Source organism: Streptomyces sp. NPDC001732, from assembly GCF_053596315.1.
This window is the reverse complement of sequence record NZ_JBSFFY010000056.1, coordinates 1-14,409: the sequence shown is the minus strand read 5'-3', so window position 1 is coordinate 14,409 and position 14,409 is coordinate 1. Positions and strand designations below refer to the sequence as shown.

Here is a 14,409-nt window from a genome sequence, read left to right as displayed (position 1 = left end):
CGGCCGTCAGCCACCCGGTGTCTTCGCGGGCCCGGAGGAAGTGCCCGGCGGGGGCGTGCCGGGTTCGTGGAGTCCGGTGGTGATCCGGCTGCCGCCCGGACCGATCCGGATCTCGAAGTCGCCGGCGTACTTCGCGTGCCCCTCGATGACCGCGGACTCCACGGCCTCCACGCCGAATTCGCGCCGTACGATCAGCGGGTCCTGGCGCAGGTCCCGCATCAGCGCCACGCACATGCCGATCATCACGAGGGTGAACGGCGCGGCGACCAGGATCGTCAGGTTCTGGAGTCCGGCGAGGGCGTCACCCCCGCCGTTGCCGATGAGCAGCATGATCGCGGCCACCGCACCGGTGGTCACGCCCCAGAAGACGACGACCCACCTGGCCGGTTCGAGGACGCCCTTCTGGGAGAGGGTGCCCATGACGATGGAGGCGGCGTCCGCGCCCGAGACGAAGAAGATGCCGACCAGGACCATCACCACCAGGCTCGTCACCGTGGCCATCGGGAACTGCTGGAGCACTCCGAAGAGCTGGGCCTCCTGGGTCACGGCCCCGCCGAGCCTGCCCGCCTCGCGGAGGTCGATCGCCGTACCGCCGAAGATCGCGAACCAGAACAGGCTGACGGCGCTGGGCACCAGGATGACCCCGCCGATGAACTGCCGGATCGTCCGGCCGCGGCTGATGCGGGCGATGAACATGCCGACGAAGGGCGTCCAGGAGATCCACCAGGCCCAGTAGAAGACGGTCCAGCTGCCGAGCCATTCGGCCACGTCGCCCTTGCCGGTGGCTTCGGTGCGCCCGGCGAGCTGGGCCAGGTTGCCGAAGTAGGCGGCGACCGAGGTGGGCAGCAGGTCGAGCACGATGACGGTGGGGCCCGCGACGAAGACGAAGACGGCCAGGAGCAGCGCCAGCACCATGTTGGTGTTGGAGAGCCACTGGATGCCCTTCTCGACGCCGGAGACCGCCGAGGCGACGAAGGCCACGGTCAGGACCGCGATGATCAGGACCAGGAGTCCGGTGCCGGTCTTCTCCTTCCAGTGCAGTTCGTGGAAGCCGCTGCCGATCTGGAGGGCGCCGAGGCCCAGCGACGCGGCGGAGCCGAAGAGCGTGGCGAAGATGGCGAGGACGTCGATCAGCCGGCCGATCCCGCCGTGGGCGTGCCGGGCGCCGATGAGCGGCTCGAAGACGGCGCTGATCGTCTGTCGCCTGCGGCGCCGGAAGGTGCTGTACGCGATGGCCAGGCCGACGACGGCGTAGATCGCCCAGGGGTGGAGCGTCCAGTGGAAGAGGGTGGTGGCCATCGCCGTCTGCATCGCCTCGGCGGCGTCGGCGGGACGGGTGCCGGGCGGCGGGGCGGTGAAGTGGGCGAGCGGCTCGCTGACTCCGTAGAACATCAGGCCGATGCCCATGCCGGCGCTGAACATCATGGCGACCCAGGACACGGTCCGGAACTCGGGCTCCTCCCCCTCCTGGCCGAGGGAGATGTTGCCGTAGCGGCTGACTGCGAGCCAGAGGGCGAAGACGACGAAGCCGGACGCGGCCAGCATGAAGGCCCAGCCACCGTTGTGGATCAGGCTGTTGAGCATGGAGCTGGAGATGTCCTCCAGCGAGTCGGTGGCGGTGGCTCCCCACACCACGAAGGCGAGGGTGAGGCCGGCGGTGACGCCGAACACCGCCCGGTCCGTCATGGGGTGCCGTTCCTGGGCCGGGTCACCGAGGAGGTCCGCCGTCACCGGCAGATCCCCCCGGCCGCCCGTTCTCTGTTCGTCCTGCGACACGCATGGCACCTTTCACGGAAGCTCTTTTTTCGCTCTCCGTAGGCAGTACCACACGCGGCGCTCATCTCATGGGATCAACAAGCGGTATCGGCTTGACCGTTTGTGAGGTGATATGTCGCCCTCCTGTCCAGGAGGAGGGGGATCAGCTCGCGGGCCGCCTGCCGCATCGGTACGTACGCTCCGTCACCGTCGTGCCGGGAGACCACGCCGTGCAGCGCGAGTTCGTCCCCGACCTCGTCGAACTGCTCCCGGGTGAGCCGGTATCCGCACGGCGGGTCCTGGAGGACGCGGTCCGCTTCGGGCGCCTGGTTGTCGGCGCCGCCGAGGTACACCGGTCCGCGGTCCCGGAATCCCTCCGCCCGGGACGCGGCGGTGGCGGCCCCGATCCTTCCGCGGTGTTCGTCGGTGAACGCGAAAAGCCCGTCGAGTGCGGCGAGTTGGGAGTCGACGCGGCGTCGGCCGTTGAGCGCGGGGTCGGCCTTCTCGGCCTCGCTCAGCGCGTCGACGCGGGATTCGACGAGGAGGCCGACGGCGTGCTTGATGCCGGAGGTGTTGCGCAGGATGCGCTCCTGTCCGTCGCCCGCGGTCTGCTTGATCGGGTCCCCGGTGACCGGGTCGGTCCAGATGCCGTAGACGCCGCTGCCGTATCCGGCCTCCGCGGCGGCGGGCCGTACGTAGCGGTCGGCCAGGGTCTGCGATTCGCCGTGCACCCCGGTGGAGACGTTGAGGTTGCGGGGCCACAGGACGAACAGGTCCTTGTCGTAGTACGGCGGGGTGGCGCCGTACTCGTGCAGGTCGTAGATCACATCGGGTTTCCGGTCCCGGACCACCGCAGCGACGGCACGGGCCTCGGCGGTCCGCAGCGCGATGTGGTCGCGGTTGATGTCGACCCCGTCGGAGTTGCCGCGGGTGTCGGCGGCGCGTCCGTCGGGGTTGGCGGTGGGGACGACGAGGACGTTCGTGCGGGAGAGGAACGCGCGGGTCGCCGCGTCCCTGGCGTACGCCAGGTCGCGGACGGTCGTCAGGCACGCCTCGCGGCCGGCCGGTTCGTCGCCGTGCTGACTGCAGATCAGCAGCACCGTGCCGGTGGCGGTCCGCTGGTTGCCGATCCGGACCAACTGGAGCGGGCGGCCCTGTTCCGTCGTGCCGATCCGGTCGACGCGGACCCGGTCGCTGCCCCGGTCGACGGCGGCCAGGAAGGACTGCTCCTCCGGCTGCCCGGTCCAGCGGGCCCCGGCGCTGGTCTCGAAGCCGGTGCGGGGCGGGGTGTGCGCCGCCCCGGCCGGTGCGGCGCACAGGGGCACGGCCAGCACGGCGGCCGCGAACGCCAACAGCGCGCGGCGGCGGGCGGAGGGGGTAGGGGTGTTCACGAGCGGCTGCCTCCCGGGATGCGGTGGGCGGGACGCGGCGACGCCGCGTCCCGGGAGCTGCGGCGCGGGGCTCTCCCCGGGCCGGCGCGACGGTGTCCGCCGCCACGCACCCGGAGCGGGCGTCCCGCGCTCATCGGCATGGGCGGAAGGTACCCCGGTCGGCCCCCGCGCGACAGAGTGCGTTCTGCCCCGGCCCCGGCGAGGCGATCGTCGATGAATCTGACGTGATCATGATGCGAAAGTCCCTTGCCGTCGTGTCGGCGAAATGGCGATCGTGTGACAGCGACCGCCGCGGACACGACCGGCGCGGCAGTCGCTGCATAGTGTCGGCATGACGGTTCGAAAGATCATTCGCCCCGACGACTTGGAGCATTCGTGCACCGCAGATTCATCGTCCCGAGCGCCCTCGCGGTCTCCCTCCTGCTGGCGATCCCGGCCTCGGCCGCCGAGGGCACCGTGGGTGCCCCGGGCATCGGCGACCCCTACTATCCGGCGAGCGGCAACGGCGGCTACGACGTGTCGCACTACGACCTGCGGCTGAAGTACCAGCCCGCGACCGACCTGCTGGAGGGCACGGCGACGATCCTCGCCACGACCACCCAGGAACTCTCCCGTTTCAACCTGGACTTCGGACTGGACGTCTCCGAGGTGCGGGTGAACGGGAAGAAGGCCGGCCACGTGAAGAACGGCGAGCAGGAGCTGGAGATCACCCCGGCGGCCCCGCTGGCGAAGGGCAGGGCCGTCTCGGTGGTCGTGCGGTACGCCGGGAAGCCCTCCGAGGTGAAGATCAACGGCTGGACGTCCTGGGTGCGCACCCCGGACGGCGCGGTGGCCGCCCAGGAGCCGGAGTCGGCCGCGTGGTGGTTCCCCGGCAACGACCATCCGCTGGACAAGGCGACGTACGACATCTCGGTGTCGGTGCCGGACGGCGTCCAGGCGATCAGCAACGGCACCCTCCAGTCGCAGAGTTCGAAGCTCGGCTGGACCCGTTTCAACTGGCGCTCCAGCAAGCCGCAGGCCACGTATCTGACGACGCTGGCGGTCGGGAAGTTCGACATCACCACGGACACCACGGCGGACGGGCTGCCGGTCGTCAACGCGTACAGCAAGGACCTCGGCGCCAACGACGGGGCGGCCCGCGCCAGCGTCGAGCGGACCGCCGAGGTCGCCGAGTGGCTGACGGAGGTCTTCGGGCCGTACCCCTTCGACGCGCTCGGCGGTTATGTGCCGAACGTGAGGAGCGGGTTCGCGCTGGAGACGCAGACCAGGCCGTTCTACAGCCCGAGGCAGTTCGCGAACGGGTCGAACGTCTCGGTCGTCGTCCATGAGCTGGCGCACCAGTGGTACGGCGACAGCGTCTCGCTCAAGGGCTGGAAGGACATCTGGGTCAACGAGGGCTTCGCCCGCTACAGCCAGTGGCTGTGGTCGGAGAAGGAGGGTGAGGGAACCGCGCAGGAACTCGCGGACTACACCTACGCCCAGCACCCGGCCGACGACCCGTTCTGGACGGTGAAGCCGGGCGATCCGGGCCCGGACAACCAGTTCGACGCGGCCGTCTACGACCGGGGTGCGCTGGCGCTCCAGGCGCTGCGCAACGAGGTGGGCGACGACACGTTCTTCGAGCTGCTGAAGGGCTGGCCGACCGAGCACGCGTACGGGAACGCGAGCGTGAACGACTTCGTGAAGTACGCGGAGCGGGTCTCGGGCAAGCCGCTCGCCGGTTTGTTCGACACCTGGCTGTTCCAGCCGACGCGCCCGCAGGCCCCGGCGGCGGCCGGCGTGCACGCGCTGAACGCCCCGGAACGGCCCGCCTCGTGGAAGAAGATCGCGGCGACGAACACGGTCCACGACCACCGCTGACCGCCGCGCGGGCCGGGTCCCGGCGCCGTCGCCCCGTTCTCCGGAGCGGGGCGACGGCGCCCGGTGGCGGGCCGGAGGCGCCGGATAGGCTGGCGGCGCCGGTGCGGCCCAGCCGGCCGCGGCCGTCCCCGGCCCGATCCCGCGTGTACGAGGAGCGTCCCTTGCCCGGCCCGTCCCACGATTCCCCTCGCGATGCCCGCCCCACCCTGGAAGCCGTGGCGGCCCGTGCCGGGGTCTCCCGGGCGACGGTCTCCCGGGTGGTGAACGGCGGCGCGGGGGTGCGCGAACCGCTCGTGGCGCGGGTCCGCAAGGCGGTCGAGGAGCTGGGCTACGTCCCGAACCACGCCGCCCGGACCCTGGTCACCCGGCGCAACGGGGCGGTCGCCGTGATCATCGACGAGCCGGAGTCCCGGATCTTCTCCGATCCGTTCTTCTCCCGGCAGATCCGTGGCATAAGCCGTGAACTGATCCTGCACGACTCCCAGTTGGTGCTGCTCCTGGTGGAGGGCAGCGGGGACTTCGAGCGGGTCGCCCGTTATCTGGCGGGAGGTCACGTGGACGGCGTACTGGCCTTCTCGCTGCACACGGACGACGAACTCCCCGCGGTCATCCGCCGGTTCCGGGTGCCCACGGTCTACGGGGGCCGCCCCGGCCCGCCGGGCGCCCCCGGTGAAGCGGCCGTCCCGTACGTCGACTGCGACAACCGGGGCGGCGGCGCCGAGGCGGTACGCCATCTCGTCTCCCTGGGCCGACGGCGGATCGCGCACATCGCCGGCCCGCGCGACCAGACCTCGGCCCTCGACCGGATCGACGGCTACCGCGACGCGCTGCCCGACGGCGCACCGGAACTGCTCGTGGACGGCGACTTCACCGTCGAGGGCGGCGCACGGGCGATGGCGGAACTGCTGGACCGCCACCCCGCTCCGGACGCGGTCTTCGCCGCCAACGACCTGATGGCCTCGGGCGCCCTGCGGGTACTGCGCGAGCGCGGGATCGAGGTGCCCGAGGACGTGGCCCTGGTCGGCTTCGACGACATGGCGCCGATAGCCACGACCACCGATCCGCCGCTGACGACGGTCCGTCAGGACGTGGAGGAAATGGGGCGGTTGATGGTGCGGATGCTGATGCGGCGACTCGACGAGGGGGCCGGGGCAGGAGACGGGGAGCAGGAGCCGGTGATCACGCCGACCGAGCTGGTGCGCCGGGGTTCCGCCTGAGTCCGCCGCGCCCGACGGCCTCGCGGTGCGCCGCCCGTGCCCTGCGCGCGTACGGCAGATAGCGCAGCCGCTCGGGGAGCACCGGCACCATGTGCCGCACCACCGCGCACCACCGGCGCAGTCTCCGTTCCTGCGCGTCCGTCCACTCCAGTCCGATCGCCTCCCGGGCGTCCGGCGGCATCAGCCCGATGGTGACGAAGCGGCGGAACCGGGCCAGCGGTGGCAGCAACACCGGCCACAGCGCCCTCAGCAGCAGCCTGAGCGGCAGTGGTCCGCGGTCCGGCGGCGGTACCGGCCGGTCGGTGGCGACCAGTTCCTCGACGACGGCGTTCGTCCCGATCTCGTCGGCGAGCATCGTGCGGTAGTAGGGCCAGAACTCCTCGATCGTCTGCGGCATGTCCCGGTCGTGGATGCCGAGGATCCTGCCGACCTGGAGCCACTCCCGGTAGAGGGCCCGTTCCTGTGCGTCGGTGAGCGGGCGGAGCAGGTAGCGGGCGCCGTGCCGGTAGACGGGGAAGCCCGTGGCGTGCACCCACGCGTAGTTCGCGGGCGACAGCGCGTGGTAGCGGCGGCCCCGGGCGTCGGTGCCCTGGATGGTGCGGTGCAGGGCGCGCAGCCTGCGTCCCTCCTCGGCCGCCGCCTCGCCCCCGTACACCCAGAGCTGGAGCGAACGCAGGGAGCGCTCGCCGCGGCCCCAGGGGTCGGTGCGGAAGACGGAGTGCTCGTCGACACCCGCGCCGACCGCCGGGTGGGCGACCTGGAGGGTGAGTGCCGCGGGCAGCATCAGCAGCGCCCGGACGTCACCGGACAGGCTCCACAGGACGCCGCCGGGCGGGGGCGGGACGGGGTTTTCGCCCCGCCCGCCCCGCGTACCCCGTACGCCCCACGGACTCTGCGTGCCCTGCGTGCCCCGTGCTGCTTCGCTGCTCATGCGGTGCTCCCGAGGGACGGCGGGGCGTGGCGCTTCGCCTCGCCCCCTGTGATCCAGTATGCGATCGGGTCCCGGCCGGGTGTGCACGGGGGCGTCGTGCTCCGGGGAGGGGGGCGGGGAAAAACGGCGGCGGGGCGCGCACCGGAGTCCGGTGCGCGCCCTTTCCTGCCGGTGCGGTGCGGGACTACTCGCAGGTTCCGGCGAACGTCGCGCGGGTCACCACGTCGGTGGCCGCCGCGGTGGTGTCCAGCCAGGCGATGCGCTGCCCGTCACCGAGCGAGGGGGCCAGCTGGGCGCCGGAGGAGCAGGAGACGCGGGTGTAGTCGTTCAGGCCCGCGAGCACGTCGGCGGTCCTGGAGACCTTCACCTTGCCCGGCCCGGTCCAGGAGCCGAGGGCGCCCCAGAGGTCGTACGTGGAGTAGGCGAAGTACTCGTCGTTGACCGAGAACTGGGCACCGTACACGCTCGACGGGTAGCGCAGCTTGGCGGCCTTGGACAGGTCGTCGAGCGGGGCCGACATGAGCTTCGAGCTCGGGAGCAGGAAGCCGCCCGTCTCACGCCAGAAGACGCGGTCCGAGGTGAGCTGGATGTCCGAGACGTAGTCGAAGAGGAAGCCCGTGATCCGCTTGACCTGTGTGGTGCCCGTCGCGATGTCGTGGACGTGTACGTACGTGCCGTCGCCGCCCACCCAGGCGATCCGGCCGTTCTTCATCGCGAGGCGGGCGGCCCTGGTGCCCTCCTCCGGGGTCACGTCGACCGTGGTGCCGTCGGCCTTGCGGAGCATGACGTCCTGCTCGCCGTCGGCGGTGGTGCTGATGTAGGCGAGCGCGCCATTGTCGGTCACCGGCTCGGTCTCGTCCGCGTCCGGGCGGTCGACCAGCTTCTTGATCGCGCCCTGGCCCTTCGCGCCGGTCCGGTAGATGCCGATGCCGTCGGCGGTGATCCGGGTGAAGACGATGCGGTCGTCGTCCAGGGACGGGTCGAGCAGGTGGGCGTCGTTCTGGGCGAGCTCGTGCTTCGACTCGTTGCCGAAGCGGCCCACGGTGATGCCGAAGGCGGCGCTGCCCCGGTCCCAGGCGATGGCGTCGCCGTGGCTGATCGCGTAGACGTCGCCGTTGATCTGGGCGGCCTGCTCGTCGGTCCCGCTGTAGACCTCGTACGCGGGCAGGACGTCGGCGCCGATGGTGGTGCCGTCGTGCGTGCCGCCCTTCTGCTCCCAGCCGGTCTCGATGCCGTGGTCGTCGAAGGCCTTGGCGATGACGGCGAGGTCGGCGTCCGAGACGTGCAGGGACTTGGCGGCGAGGGTGACCGCGTTGCGCATGTCGGTGAAGCCGGACAGCGGGGTGAGGTAGTTCTGCGCGGACCGGTAGACGATCCGGTCGGCGAGCTTGCTGTCGAGGTTCTTGCGCATGTCCCACAGCGCGCCGCCGACGATGGTGGAGTTGTAGTGCACCCCGCCGTTGTCGATGTCGAGCGTGATGGGCTGGTAGTCCTTCTGCGCGTTGCGTCCGTCGTTCAGGTCGCGCAGGGCGCACTCCTCCAGCGGCTTGGTGCCGTTGCAGAGGTACTCCCCGACGAGGCCGGACGTGGGGTCGCTCATCGCGATGCCCTTGTCGGCGGTCTCCATGGCGTTGCCGAAGTAGTCGGATATCGCCTCGTTGAGCGCGCCCGACTGGTTGAGGTAGACGAGGCCGGCGGAGTGCTCGGTGACCCCGTGCGTCATCTCGTGGCCGACGACGTCCAGGCCGACGGACAGCGGTACGCCGCCCATGTGGCCGTAGACCATCTTGGAGCCGTCCCAGAACGCGTTGGCGTAGTCCTTGCCGTTGGAGGCGACGTTGACGACGGAGTGGACCGTGCCGCCCTTGCCGTCGATCCCGTCCCGGCCGATCTGCTCCTTGTAGTACTCGTAGACCTTCGCCGCGTTCAGGTGGGCGTCGACCGCGCCCGAGGAGGTGTTGGCGCCGTCGAAGCGGTCGCTCGCCGAGGTGCTCAGCGGGATGTCGTCGGTGACCGGGCCGCCCGCGACGAGCGTGTACTGCTTGCGCTGGGCGTCGTACGTACGGATCTGGCCGCCGGTGGCCGGGTACATGGCGCGCGTGGAGTCGACGAGCGTGTACGAGCCGTCCGCCTCCTTGTTGACGTCCAGCTTCGCCTCGGTGCCGTCGACGCGTACGCCCGTCCCCTGTGCGGGCGACGCGTCGGCCGCGTCGATGTTGTTGTACGAGAGCGCGATGCCGCCCACCCGTGCGTCGACGTACACCTCCTGGCGCACCGGGCTGCCGTTCGCCCTGCCGCCGGTGACGGTGAAGTGCCAGGCCAGCCTGCCGCCCCGGGCGTCGGGCAGCACGGACAGGCCGTGCGCCTCGGTCTTCGCGCCGCGCACCCCGGACAGGCCGCGGTCGAGCGTGAACATCCGCCGCTTCGCGGTGGCTTCGCTCACCTTCGGCGTGGTGGAGACCGTGAGGGCCGTGTAGAGCGTGCCGGTCGCGGAGGTGATCCGCTGGCCGCCGTCGACGGCCTCGGTCTGGACCGCGTACTCGGCGCCGAAGACCGGGACGCCGTCGTGCTTCTGCCGGAAGCGCACCGAGGACTGCTTGCCGTCCTCGGTGGTCCGCACCGTGCTCAGGTCGGAGACGGGGACCTTGTACGTGTCCTGATGGGCCTTGAGGTGGGCGCGGGCGGCCTGGGCGGGGGTGCCTTCGCGGGCCGAGTCGTCCAGGCCGCGGGTCATCGCGGGGGCCACCGGCACCGTGCTCGCCGGCGCGGTGGCGGCGGGTGCGGGTTCGTCGTCCGCCCGGGCCGGCGCGGTCAGCAGTGCCGATCCCGTGGCGGCGGCGACCACACTCGTCGCCAGCATCCGCCGGATACTCGTTCTCCTCACAGAGCCCTCCCCATCACACAGCTGCCCGTGGAACGCGTGCGTCCCTTTCGGTTGACGGGGTCGATGTTTCGGTACGCGGGTTCCGCCAACAAGGGATGGCGCTGGCGCGAACATGCCGTGGCGTAAATACGCCTCAGGGGCGCCGCGGGGGAACCGTGTTGCCGTTCTCCTCGTCCAGCCATTCCGCGCGGGCCGCGTACCAGCCGAGCTGGAAGCGGGTCACGGCGCCCACTTCGTCCGTCAGGGCGTGCAGCCGTCGCTGCACGGTGCGGTGACCCAGGCCCAGTTGGCGGGCGATGGCGGCGTCCGTCAGACCGACGTGCAGCAGGGCGGCGGTCTTTGGCCGTTCCAGCCATTCGCGTTCGACGACGCTGCGCACGGTCACTCCGCGGCGCGTCATCTCGGAGTCCACCTCCGCGTGGTTGTCCGCGAAGGAGAGCACCGGGGCACGCGTCTGGTCGGCACCATGGTGCACACCTCGTCCCTGGCCTGCCGCTGCATCGTCAGCAGGCGGCGCCGGATCGCCGCCGGACCGGACAGCACCTCCACCGGGGCGCCCGACGCGTGGCTCTGCGCGGAGCGGTGACGTTCGGTGAGGTCGCCGACGAGCGACTCGACCCGGTGCAGCGCGGCCCGCCGGGACTCCGGGAGGGGGCCGAGCGCGAGGACGGGCGAGGCGGCCCGGTAACGGACGGTGCCGTCGGCGTCCGGCCGTGCGGCGCCGGCGAGTCCGCGCTCGACGAGCGAGTCGGGGGCGCGCGCGACCGCGGGGCCGCCCAACGGGCCTGCGAGCGCGCCCGCTTCGCTGTCGGGACGGTCCACGAACAGGCGGTAGACCGTGTCCTCCTCCGCGTCGAGGCCGAGCAGGGTCAGCAGCGACGCGTCGATCGGGTCCGGCGGCCGGTGGGCGGGGTGCAGTGTTCAGGCTCCGTTCCGGCGGGCCCGGAACACGTCGTACGACTCCGACGGACCGCTGCCCGCTCCTGCGTCGCCGACGGCCCCGCGAACGCCCCGTCCGCCGACCGCGCCACGGCGGTCGGTGATTTCGCACACGGTCTCGCCACCCAGCACCCGGCCCACCCCTTTTCTGCCTGCCGTCCACCGACGGCGGTCAGATTATCCGGCGGGTGTTGGTGCCTGCCGGGGCGAGGCGCCCAGGGGGGATTCCGTCCGCCGGCTGCGGGATTCCGGTCGTGCCGTCATCGGCCGGTCCTCGCACCACCCGTGACCAGCGAAGCCCACCCCTACCCCTCCGTTAGCATGTTCGAACTCACGATGATCGTCCCCCGTCCCCCGCCCTTCGCCGGAAAACCATGCCATCCGCCACGAAAAGTGACCGAGTCCACCACCATCTAACAAATCGGCCAAACAATTGATACCTATAGCATCGCGGGTGTTTTCGCGAATAAACCGCACAATTCCGTTCGCCGAGTTGCGTCGACCACGGGTGATGTTGTGGGCCGCGGCGGGTGTGACGGCCCTCGGATTCCTGATCGCGCTGGAGATAGCCGCGCGTCAATACGGCTTGCCGGGACCGATCGTCAACCAGGCGCGGGAGGTGATATTCGCCCCCAAATCAGGCTTCCTGCTGTACGCCAGCATGGCGTTGATGCTGGTGGTGCTCCCCTGGCGGCAGCGGTTCATCGCGCTCGGCGTCGCGCTCGGCATCGACCTCACGATCTTCCTGGTGCGGTGGGCGATCGACGCCAGGGTGACCGCCGACGAAGGCCATCCCTTCGGCAGCGGCGCGCTGTGGGTGATCCTGGGCTGTGCGGTCATCGCCGTCACACGCCGCACGGGCCGTGAACGCGTCCTGCTGCTGAAGGGCGTGGGGCTGGGCCTGCTGCTGGTGACCGGCCGCAAGACCGGCGACACCTGGCTGCTCATCACGTCGAAGACCCGCCCGATGGTGCTCGACCAGTACGTGGCGACCGCCGATCACGCGCTGGGCAACCCGTCGTGGGTGGTGGGCCGGATCGTCGAGGCCACCGCCCCGATCAGCACCCATGTCCTCGACTACGTCTACGTCCAGCTCGCGGTGGCCGCGGTCATCGCCTCGCTGTACCAGCTGCGCAACGTGGCGGCCGAGCGCCGCTTCCCGAACCACCACCTGGTGCGCACCTTCCTGGTGATCGGGCTCCTCGGACCGGGCATCTACATGATCTTCCCGGTGGTCGGGCCGATCTTCGCCTACGGCGTCGACGGCGGGCACTGGGCGACGGCCGACCTGTGGCCGGACACGCTGACGACGGTCGGCACCCCGCAGCACATGCCGTTCAACAACTTCACCCCTCGCAACTGCATGCCCAGTCTGCACACGGCGTGGGCCACCGCGATCTTCATCCACACCCGCAGGGGCCCACGGGTCCTGCGCATCGCGGGCACGTTCTGGCTGATCGCCACGCTCGGCGCGACGCTGGGATTCGGGTACCACTACGGCGCGGACCTCATCGCCGGCGTGGTGTTCACCCTCACCATCGAGGCGGCGCTGCGCTCGCACGCCCGCGGCTGGGACCGGTCGGGAATCCAGCTGGTCGCCTACGGTGTGGTGGTCTTCACCGCGCTGCTGACGTCGTACCGCTATCTGTCGGTGGAAATGGCCGGGGCTCCGTGGCTGTTCGGGCCGCTTCTCGTTCTGGCGATGTGCTCGGTGATCTACGGCTACGTACGGACCACCAGGCAGTGGGACCCGAAGGCCGTACCGGTACGGCAACCGGAACCGCAGCCCGAGCCGGTCTGAGCCACGGCACCTCGGGGCAGCCGGAATTCCCTCCGTCGGGGCCGGTCGCGCACTGCGACCGGCCCCGACCGCTCCGTACGCAGCCTCACCCGTTGCGCAGCACCACCCGCAGCGCGACATCCCCGGCCGCGGCATCGCCCCGGGCACGACACCGCTCCCGCACGACGGCGGCCCGTCGGCACGCCTCACTCGAAGTCGTACACCGTGACCGGTATGTCCCGGCTCAGCAGCCGGTCCGTTATCAGCGGCTCGATCCGGGACCACTTCCCACCGGCCAGACCGCATCCGATCCGCGGCATGTGGACCGAGGCGCCCAGCTCGACCGCCCGGTCGGCCACCGCGCCCAGCGCCGTGTCGATCGCCCCGTAGCGGACCGGAGCCCCCTTGCTGCCGGTGCGCATCCCGTGCTGGCCCACCATGTTGGCCACCCACACGTACGGTCCCACCTGGACGAACTGCACCGCGCCGAGGCCGAAGTCGTTGTCCGCGCGCTCCCGGTGCCACCGACGGTAGGCCGCCTCCGGTCCGGGCCAGCGGCGCGAGAGGGCCAGGACGAAGCCCTTCCCCCAGCCGCCCAGGTCGTTGCAGACATGCACGATGATCTTGACGCCCCCGCCCTGCGGGGCGGTGGCGTCCCCTTGCACGTATGTGATCTCCCGCATGACTTCAGGGTAGGTGCCCCCACTGACAGCCGGAGATCACGGCCGTGGCCGCTCCGCACGCCGACGCGGCCACCACTGCGGACAAGGCACTTTCACAACAGTGGTGAGACAGCAATACTGTTGCACCTGATGGACGCAGATGCGGCAGTCCGCCGCCGGGTCGGGACGCGAGGAGCAGACATGGCGACCGGGACCGAGGAGCCGACGCTCACCGTCGACGAGCTTGCGGCGCGTGCCGGTGTCACCGTACGCACCGTGCGCTTCTACAGCACCCGGGGGCTGCTGCCGCCCCCGGTGATCGGGCCGCGGCGGGTCGGGCACTACGGGCACGAGCACCTGTCCCGGCTCGCGCTCATCGAGGAACTCCAGCACCAGGGCATGACGCTGGCGGCGATCGAGCGCTACCTGGAGCAGCTGCCGCCGGACCTGAGCGCGCACGATCTGGCGATCCATCGCGCGCTGGTGGCGTCCTGGGCGCCGGACACTGCGGAGGACGTGACGCGGACGGAGCTGGAGCGGCGCGCGGGCCGGGCGCTGACCGGGCAGGACATCGCGCGGCTGGCCGCGATGGGGGTGCTGGAGCGGGCGGAGCCGACCGACGGCAGCTACCGGGTGGACCCGGGGCTGCTGCGGCTCGGGGTCGAGCTGCTCGGCGTGCCGATCGCCCACGAGACGATCCTGGCCGCCCGCACGGTCCTGCTGGAGCACTCCCGGTCCGCCGCCCAGGAGCTGACCCGGCTGTTCCGGGACGAGGTGTGGGATCCGTACCGGGAGCGGGAGTCGGATCCGGAGCACGTGGCGGCGATGAAGTCGCTGTCGGCCCATATGCAGCCGATGGTGCTCCAGGCGCTGGTGACCGCGTTCCAGCGGTCGCTGAAGGAGGAGTTGCGGGCCGCTTTCACCGCGGAGTGAACCGCGGCGGGGGGGGGGGGGCCCCCGGGGGGGGGGGGCCCCCCCCCCGGCCCCCCG

Annotated in this window: 11 protein-coding genes; 4 read left to right on the top strand and 7 right to left on the bottom strand. The window is 71.3% G+C overall.

Going from position 1 to position 14,409, the window contains the following annotated elements; all coding sequences use genetic code 11:
- Positions 1-6: 6 nt before the first annotated feature.
- The gene (locus ACWCXX_RS32485; RefSeq protein WP_451133545.1) at positions 7-1,776 is read right to left on the bottom strand and encodes a BCCT family transporter; all 1,770 of its coding nucleotides are present in this window, start codon (positions 1,774-1,776) and stop codon (positions 7-9) included.
- Positions 1,777-1,850: 74 nt separating this feature from the next.
- The gene (locus tag ACWCXX_RS32480; protein WP_451133544.1) at positions 1,851-3,146 is read right to left on the bottom strand and encodes a M14 family metallopeptidase; all 1,296 of its coding nucleotides are present in this window, start codon (positions 3,144-3,146) and stop codon (positions 1,851-1,853) included.
- A 375-nt stretch (positions 3,147-3,521) separates the two neighbouring features.
- Between ACWCXX_RS32480 and ACWCXX_RS32475 the strand changes: the two genes are divergently transcribed.
- Together ACWCXX_RS32475 and ACWCXX_RS32470 are read left to right on the top strand one after the other, a co-directional pair.
- Entirely contained in the window at positions 3,522-5,006 is a 1,485-nt protein-coding gene (locus ACWCXX_RS32475) for a M1 family metallopeptidase (RefSeq protein WP_451133542.1), read from the top strand.
- 161 nt (positions 5,007-5,167) lie between these two features.
- Positions 5,168-6,223, top strand: a complete 1,056-nt coding sequence (locus ACWCXX_RS32470) for a LacI family DNA-binding transcriptional regulator (protein WP_451133540.1) — start codon at positions 5,168-5,170, stop codon at positions 6,221-6,223.
- Here ACWCXX_RS32470 and ACWCXX_RS32465 read toward each other — a convergent pair.
- The 4 genes from ACWCXX_RS32465 to ACWCXX_RS32450 all read right to left on the bottom strand — a co-directional run bounded on the left by ACWCXX_RS32465 (position 6,186) and on the right by ACWCXX_RS32450 (position 10,860).
- Positions 6,186-7,154 (bottom strand): oxygenase MpaB family protein, encoded by a 969-nt coding sequence (locus ACWCXX_RS32465; RefSeq protein ID WP_451133538.1) that lies wholly within the window; start codon positions 7,152-7,154, stop codon positions 6,186-6,188. The genes ACWCXX_RS32470 and ACWCXX_RS32465 overlap by 38 nt on opposite strands.
- A 184-nt stretch (positions 7,155-7,338) precedes the next feature.
- On the bottom strand, positions 7,339-10,014 hold the full coding sequence (locus tag ACWCXX_RS32460) for a M4 family metallopeptidase (protein WP_451133537.1): 2,676 nt from the start codon (positions 10,012-10,014) through the stop codon (positions 7,339-7,341).
- Positions 10,015-10,171: 157 nt separating this feature from the next.
- Positions 10,172-10,438, bottom strand: a complete 267-nt coding sequence (locus tag ACWCXX_RS32455) for a hypothetical protein (protein ID WP_451133535.1) — start codon at positions 10,436-10,438, stop codon at positions 10,172-10,174.
- Positions 10,435-10,860 carry a hypothetical protein gene (locus ACWCXX_RS32450; RefSeq protein WP_451133533.1) on the bottom strand — a complete coding sequence of 142 codons (426 nt, stop codon included), beginning with the start codon at positions 10,858-10,860 and terminating at the stop codon, positions 10,435-10,437. Before ACWCXX_RS32450 ends, ACWCXX_RS32455 begins: the two co-directional genes overlap by 4 nt.
- A 628-nt stretch (positions 10,861-11,488) precedes the next feature.
- On the opposite strand from ACWCXX_RS32450, the gene ACWCXX_RS32445 reads away from it, so the two are divergent.
- Complete coding sequence (locus ACWCXX_RS32445; RefSeq protein WP_451133531.1) at positions 11,489-12,778, top strand: phosphatase PAP2 family protein; 1,290 nt, start codon at positions 11,489-11,491, stop codon at positions 12,776-12,778.
- 185 nt (positions 12,779-12,963) lie between these two features.
- Here the strand turns inward: ACWCXX_RS32445 and ACWCXX_RS32440 are convergent, their stop codons facing one another.
- On the bottom strand, positions 12,964-13,440 hold the full coding sequence (locus tag ACWCXX_RS32440; RefSeq protein WP_451133529.1) for a macro domain-containing protein: 477 nt from the start codon (positions 13,438-13,440) through the stop codon (positions 12,964-12,966).
- 180 nt (positions 13,441-13,620) lie between these two features.
- On the opposite strand from ACWCXX_RS32440, the gene ACWCXX_RS32435 reads away from it, so the two are divergent.
- Complete coding sequence (locus ACWCXX_RS32435; protein WP_451133527.1) at positions 13,621-14,352, top strand: MerR family transcriptional regulator; 732 nt, start codon at positions 13,621-13,623, stop codon at positions 14,350-14,352.
- The last annotated feature ends 57 nt before the right edge of the window (positions 14,353-14,409 follow it).